This window comes from Streptomyces sp. NPDC002130 (genome assembly GCF_040296465.1).
Classification (GTDB): Bacteria; Actinomycetota; Actinomycetes; order Streptomycetales; family Streptomycetaceae; genus Streptomyces.
Genome location: NZ_JBEOXI010000408.1, coordinates 1 through 4,626, shown reverse-complemented (window position 1 = coordinate 4,626; position 4,626 = coordinate 1). Strand labels below are relative to the sequence as shown.

6 protein-coding genes are annotated in these 4,626 nt (G+C 72.3%); 3 read left to right on the top strand and 3 right to left on the bottom strand.

All coding sequences use genetic code 11. The features are described 5' to 3' along the window. Positions 1 to 161: 161 nt before the first annotated feature. On the top strand, positions 162 to 1,514 hold the full coding sequence (locus ABT116_RS39755; protein WP_351644747.1) for a diacylglycerol/lipid kinase family protein: 1,353 nt from the start codon (positions 162 to 164) through the stop codon (positions 1,512 to 1,514). Positions 1,515 to 1,588: 74 nt separating this feature from the next. Here ABT116_RS39755 and ABT116_RS39750 read toward each other — a convergent pair whose 3' ends face one another. Continuing rightward, the gene (locus ABT116_RS39750; protein ID WP_351644741.1) at positions 1,589 to 1,915 is read right to left on the bottom strand and encodes an antibiotic biosynthesis monooxygenase family protein; all 327 of its coding nucleotides are present in this window, start codon (positions 1,913 to 1,915) and stop codon (positions 1,589 to 1,591) included. A gap of 118 nt (positions 1,916 to 2,033) precedes the next feature. On the opposite strand from ABT116_RS39750, the gene ABT116_RS39745 reads away from it, so the two are divergent. Then, positions 2,034 to 2,984, top strand: coding sequence for a TIGR01777 family oxidoreductase (locus ABT116_RS39745; RefSeq protein ID WP_351644735.1), 951 nt, complete (start codon positions 2,034 to 2,036; stop codon positions 2,982 to 2,984). A 7-nt stretch (positions 2,985 to 2,991) separates the two neighbouring features. Here the strand turns inward: ABT116_RS39745 and ABT116_RS39740 are convergent, their stop codons facing one another. Next, positions 2,992 to 3,855 carry an SCO4651 family lipoprotein gene (locus ABT116_RS39740; protein ID WP_351644729.1) on the bottom strand — a complete coding sequence of 288 codons (864 nt, stop codon included), beginning with the start codon at positions 3,853 to 3,855 and terminating at the stop codon, positions 2,992 to 2,994. A gap of 106 nt (positions 3,856 to 3,961) precedes the next feature. Continuing rightward, positions 3,962 to 4,111: a hypothetical protein gene (locus ABT116_RS39735; protein ID WP_351644724.1), complete on the bottom strand. Its 150-nt coding sequence runs from the start codon at positions 4,109 to 4,111 to the stop codon at positions 3,962 to 3,964. 138 nt (positions 4,112 to 4,249) lie between these two features. Here ABT116_RS39735 and ABT116_RS39730 point away from each other — a divergent pair. Next, on the top strand, positions 4,250 to 4,626 hold a 377-nt coding region (locus ABT116_RS39730; RefSeq protein ID WP_351644720.1), incomplete at its 3' end, for a hypothetical protein.

The following is a 4,626-nucleotide window of genomic DNA, read 5'->3' as shown; positions in this document are numbered from 1 at the left end:
AACTCCTCCGTGGGCTGCGACAGGGCCTGCTCGGTGAAGCGGCGGACCTGGCGGGGCGCCTTGAGGTCGCGGTAGCACTCGGCGGCGTCGGCGGCACCATGGTCACGGCGGGGCGCGGTCTCCAGGGGCCGCCCGCGCCGGCCTTCGAGCGGAGGGACGAGATGGGATCGGCGATGGACGAGCGGTTTCACCGCCGGCAGAGATGGGCCGCCCGGGGCGCCCTGGCCGCGGCCGCGCTGGCGGCCCTGCTGCCACTCGTCTCCGGCGGCCTGCGAGGGCTGCTGCTGCTCGTGGCGGGCCTCGCGGGACTCGCCGTGACCGCGGCCGCGCTCTGGTGGGTCCTGTCCCGGCGAGGAGTGGTCCGGATCGCGTCGGCCGCGCTGGCCGTCGTCGCGCCCGTCGGCCTCATCACGCTTTTCGCCGCCGCGAATCTGCTCTGGGTGGTCTTCCTGTCCCTGCTCCTGTGGTGCGGGGCGGTCTGGAGCGGCCGCTACGCCCTGCGCAGCACAGGGCTGCGGACCGTACGGGTCAAGGAGTACCGCACACCGCCGCCATTGCGCCCCTTCCTGTTGCTCAACCCGCGCTCGGGCGGCGGCAAGGTCGAGAAGTTCAACCTGCAGGCGAAGGCCGAGGCGTTGGGTGCCCAGGTCGTGCTGCTCGACCCGGACCAGCACCAGGACGTCACCGCCCTGGCCAAAGCCGCCGTGGCCGACGGAGCCGACCTCCTGGGCGTCGCGGGCGGCGACGGCACCCAGGCCCTGGTCGCCGCCGTCGCCGCGGAACACGGACTGCCGTTCCTCGTCATCGCCGCCGGCACGCGCAACCACTTCGCCATGGACCTGGGCCTGGACCGGGACGACCCCGCCACCTGCCTCGACGCCCTCACCGACGGTGTCGAACTCCGCGTCGACCTCGGGTTCGCCGACGACCACCCGTTCGTCAACAACGCCTCGTTCGGCGTGTACGGGGCCGTGGTGCAGAGTCCCGGCTACCGCGAGGGGAAGGTGGGCGCGGCCCTGGAGCGCCTGCCCGACCTGCTCACCCGGCAGAGCGGGCCGCGTCTGACGGCCACCGCCGACGGCACCATCGTCGCCGACCCGCAGGCGGTCCTGGTCAGCAACAACGCCTACCGCATGGACGACCCCTTCGGCTTCGGCCGACGCGAGCGGCTCAACTCCGGGCGGCTGGGGGTGCTCGCCGTCCGTGTGGACAGCGCCGTGGAAGCGGCCGAACTCCTGCTGTCCCCACGCCCGGAGGGGCTCACCGTGCTCACCGCCCAGCGCGTCGTCGTCGAGGCCGACCAGGCGGAGTTGGAGGTCGGCCTCGACGGCGAGGCGCTCACCATGCCCGCCCCCGTCCACTGCCGCATCGCACGCCGCGCCCTGCGCGTCCGCGTACCTCGCGACCGTCCGGGAGTGCCCGAGGCGCCCCCGCGCCTCGACTGGCGCCGGCTGCGGAAGCTGGCGGCCGCGGTGGGGCGCACCGCCGTCCCCACGCGCTCCCGGCGCACCTGAGCGCCGGCACGGCACTCACGCAGGAGGTCCCCCATGCCACGCGGCACGGGGGACCTCCTGCGTCACGCCGTCGGTCACGCCTCCTTGGGCCCGGCCTGCTGCACCACCTCGAAGGACCACAGCGTCGAGCCGCTCGCCGCGGGCTTCGGCCGGTCGCCGCCCTCGCCGCCGCCCTGGTGCGCGCTCTTCATCGGCCCCTCCATCCAGGCCTGGAACGACTCCTCGTCACGCCACCGGGTGTAGACGAGGTAGGTGTCGGTGCCCTCCACGGGGCGGAGCAGCTCGAACCACTCGAACCCGTCGGAGTTCTCCACGGCGTGCGCCCGGGAGGCGAACCGCTTCTCCAGCGTCTCCCGCTGCTCGGCGGGCACGGTCAGCACGTTGATCTTGACTACGCTCATGGGCCCCATCTTGCCCGATGGCACAACCGCGCAGGTCGAACCCCTCCGCCTCCGCATTCTTTTGAACGCGTTCAAATATGGGCTAGGGTCGCTTCCGGACGATGAGGGGGAGGCCTTCATGAAATTCGTGATACCCGGCGGCACCGGACAGGTCGGCACGCTCCTGAAGCGCGCGCTGAGCGCGGCGGGACATGACGTCGTGGTGCTCAGCAGGCAGCCCGCGGGGCCGGGCGAAGTGCACTGGGACGGGGCCACCCCCGGGCCCTGGGCATCGGAGGTCGACGGCAGCGATGTCGTGGTCAACCTGGCCGGCCGGAGCGTGAACTGCCGTTACACCCCCGCCAATCTTCAACAGATGATGGACTCCCGGGTCCACTCCGCCCGGGCCGTGGGCGAGGCCATCGCAGCGGCGGACCGACCGCCACGGGTGTGGCTGCAGATGAGCACCGCGACCGTCTACGCCCACCGCTTCGACGCGGCCAACGACGAGGCCACGGGCGTGATCGGCGGCGGCGAACCCGGCGTCCCCGGCTACTGGGGCTACAGCGTCGACATCGCCGGGAACTGGGAGCGGGAGCAGGAGAAGGCCGACACCCCGCACACCCGGAAGGTGGCCCTGCGCGCCGCCATGGTGATGAGCCCGGACCGCGGAGGGGTCTTCGACGTCCTGCTGCGACTGGCCCGGCTCGGCCTCGGCGGCCCGGTCGGCGGCGGCGCCCAGTACGTGTCCTGGATCCACGACCGGGACTTCGCCCGGGCGGTCGAGTTCCTCGTCGCGCGGGACGACATCGAGGGGCCGGTGAACCTCGCCGCCCCCGGGCCCCTGCCGCAGCGCGCTTTCATGCGCGCTCTGCGCGACGCGTGGGGCATCCCGGTGGGCCTGCCCGCGACACGCTGGATGGCGGAGATCGGCGCGTTCGTCCTGCGCTCGGACACCGAACTCCTGCTGAAGAGCCGCCGGGTCGTCCCCGGCCGCCTGCTCGAAGCGGGCTTCGACTTCCGGCATCCCGAGTGGCCGGAGGCCGCGGACGACCTCGTACGACGTCTCCGCGGCCGCGCGGCGAGGTGAGCTCGGGTCAGCTCTGCTGCTTGCCCTGCTCCAGGGCCTTGCCGGTCATGTCGGTGACCTGCCCGGCCGGAGGCTCGTCCGCCTCCACCTCGGTACCGAAGTCGGTGAAGTCCATGACCGTGCGCACCGTGACCTTCTCGGGTGCGGACGAGGCGCCGGAGGACGACCGCTGCGTCGCCTCCTGGGTCTTGACGGTCATGTCGATCTGCTGACGGCGCATCCGGCCCTCGTCGTCCAGCCACACGTCCATCGGCAGGGTCGGACCGACCTGCTTGCGCAGGGTGTCGCCGTTGGGCAACTCGGCGACGTCGACGCTGACGCGGTAATGCGTGGTCTTCACGCCGTCGATCGTGGCCGTGCCCTTCTTGGTCACGTCCTTGTCGGTGATCGCTTTGGCGTACGCGGCGGACTGCGCCGGGTCACTCATGGACTGGTCGCCCGCGCCCTGCTGTGCGGCGACCTTCCCCAGATCGATCTTGATCCAGGGCTTGCCGCCGGGCGCCTGCCCCTTGGGCATCTTCTGGTAGAGGACCTGGTCGATCACGCGCTGCTCGATCTGCCGACCCTGTACCGAGAGCGTCATGACGCTGTCGCCGTCGTCCAGGTCCACCGCGCCCTGCCCGTCGGCGGTCTGTGAGGTGCCCTGGGCGGAGGTCCGCACCTTCAGCTTCACCTTGGCGGTGTCCTCCTCGGCCGTCCTGTCGTAGGCCGACCGCACCGCCTGTGTGCCCTGCTCCTGGGCGCCGGCGCTGGTCTTCGCCGACGAACCCCGTGCGTCGCCGTCGTCGCCGCAGCCGACCAGCACCGTCCCTGCCAGGACTCCGGCGACGCTTAAGGCGCAGACCCGCCTGCCGTTACCTGCCCTGCCCATCGAACCAGCCCCTCTCAGGTGTGTGGTGCGACCCAAGTGCCCAAGCCGGGCATGAACACACCTGTGTGGCCGAGGAGTTGGATACCGGGAGCGACAGGCGCCCCGGTCAGTGGCCGCGGCCCCTGAGCTTGCCGAGGAGGCGCTGGGCCTGGGCCCGCTTGCGGGGGTCGGCCGCTGCCCGTCGTGCCTGCTCCGCGGCCCGCCGTCCCTGCGGGCTCTTGGCGAACTCCTTGAGGCGATTCAGCATTCCGGCCATGACACAGATTCCTTCCAGTGGTGATGTCGCTTGTCTGTAGTGCGCCTACCCCTCCGGCGCGGTGCTCAGGCACACCACCGCCCGGTCGGTGCGCGACCGAATGTGTTTGCCGCCGGAGTCAGAGGCAAGTCGGTGTCCATGACTGAAGAGAACAAGCGCACGAATCAGAAGGCGAGCACGGCAGGGACCGCCGAGTCCAAGGCCCGCCGCACGGCGGACAAGGCCACCGCGCCGGCCTCCCAGGCGGCGAAGGGTGCCGCGGACAAGGCCGGTGAGGCGGCGTCAGCGGCCAAGTCGGGCGCGGAGCGCTCCGCGGAGACGGCCAAGACGGCCGCCCAGACCGCGGCCAAGGGCGTCGAGGCGGGCCGCCAGGCGGTCGTCACGGCCTCCGGCCACGTCGCCACCACGGCGAAGACGGCCTGGACGGTCATCGCCCACCGCAAGCTCGTGGCCGCGGGCGTCGGAGCGGGCCTGACCGCCCTGAGCGCCGCGTCCTACGCCGTCGGACGCCGTGC

What these genes read in the sequence shown, in the direction of transcription:
- ABT116_RS39755 (WP_351644747.1), top strand. Translation starts at nt 162, where the DNA reads ATGGGATCGGCGATGGACGAGCGGTTTCACCGCCGGCAGAGATGGGCC.
- ABT116_RS39750 (WP_351644741.1), bottom strand. Translation starts at nt 1,915, where the DNA reads ATGAGCGTAGTCAAGATCAACGTGCTGACCGTGCCCGCCGAGCAGCGG.
- ABT116_RS39745 (WP_351644735.1), top strand. Translation starts at nt 2,034, where the DNA reads ATGAAATTCGTGATACCCGGCGGCACCGGACAGGTCGGCACGCTCCTG.
- ABT116_RS39740 (WP_351644729.1), bottom strand. Translation starts at nt 3,855, where the DNA reads ATGGGCAGGGCAGGTAACGGCAGGCGGGTCTGCGCCTTAAGCGTCGCC.
- ABT116_RS39735 (WP_351644724.1), bottom strand. Translation starts at nt 4,111, where the DNA reads ATGGCCGGAATGCTGAATCGCCTCAAGGAGTTCGCCAAGAGCCCGCAG.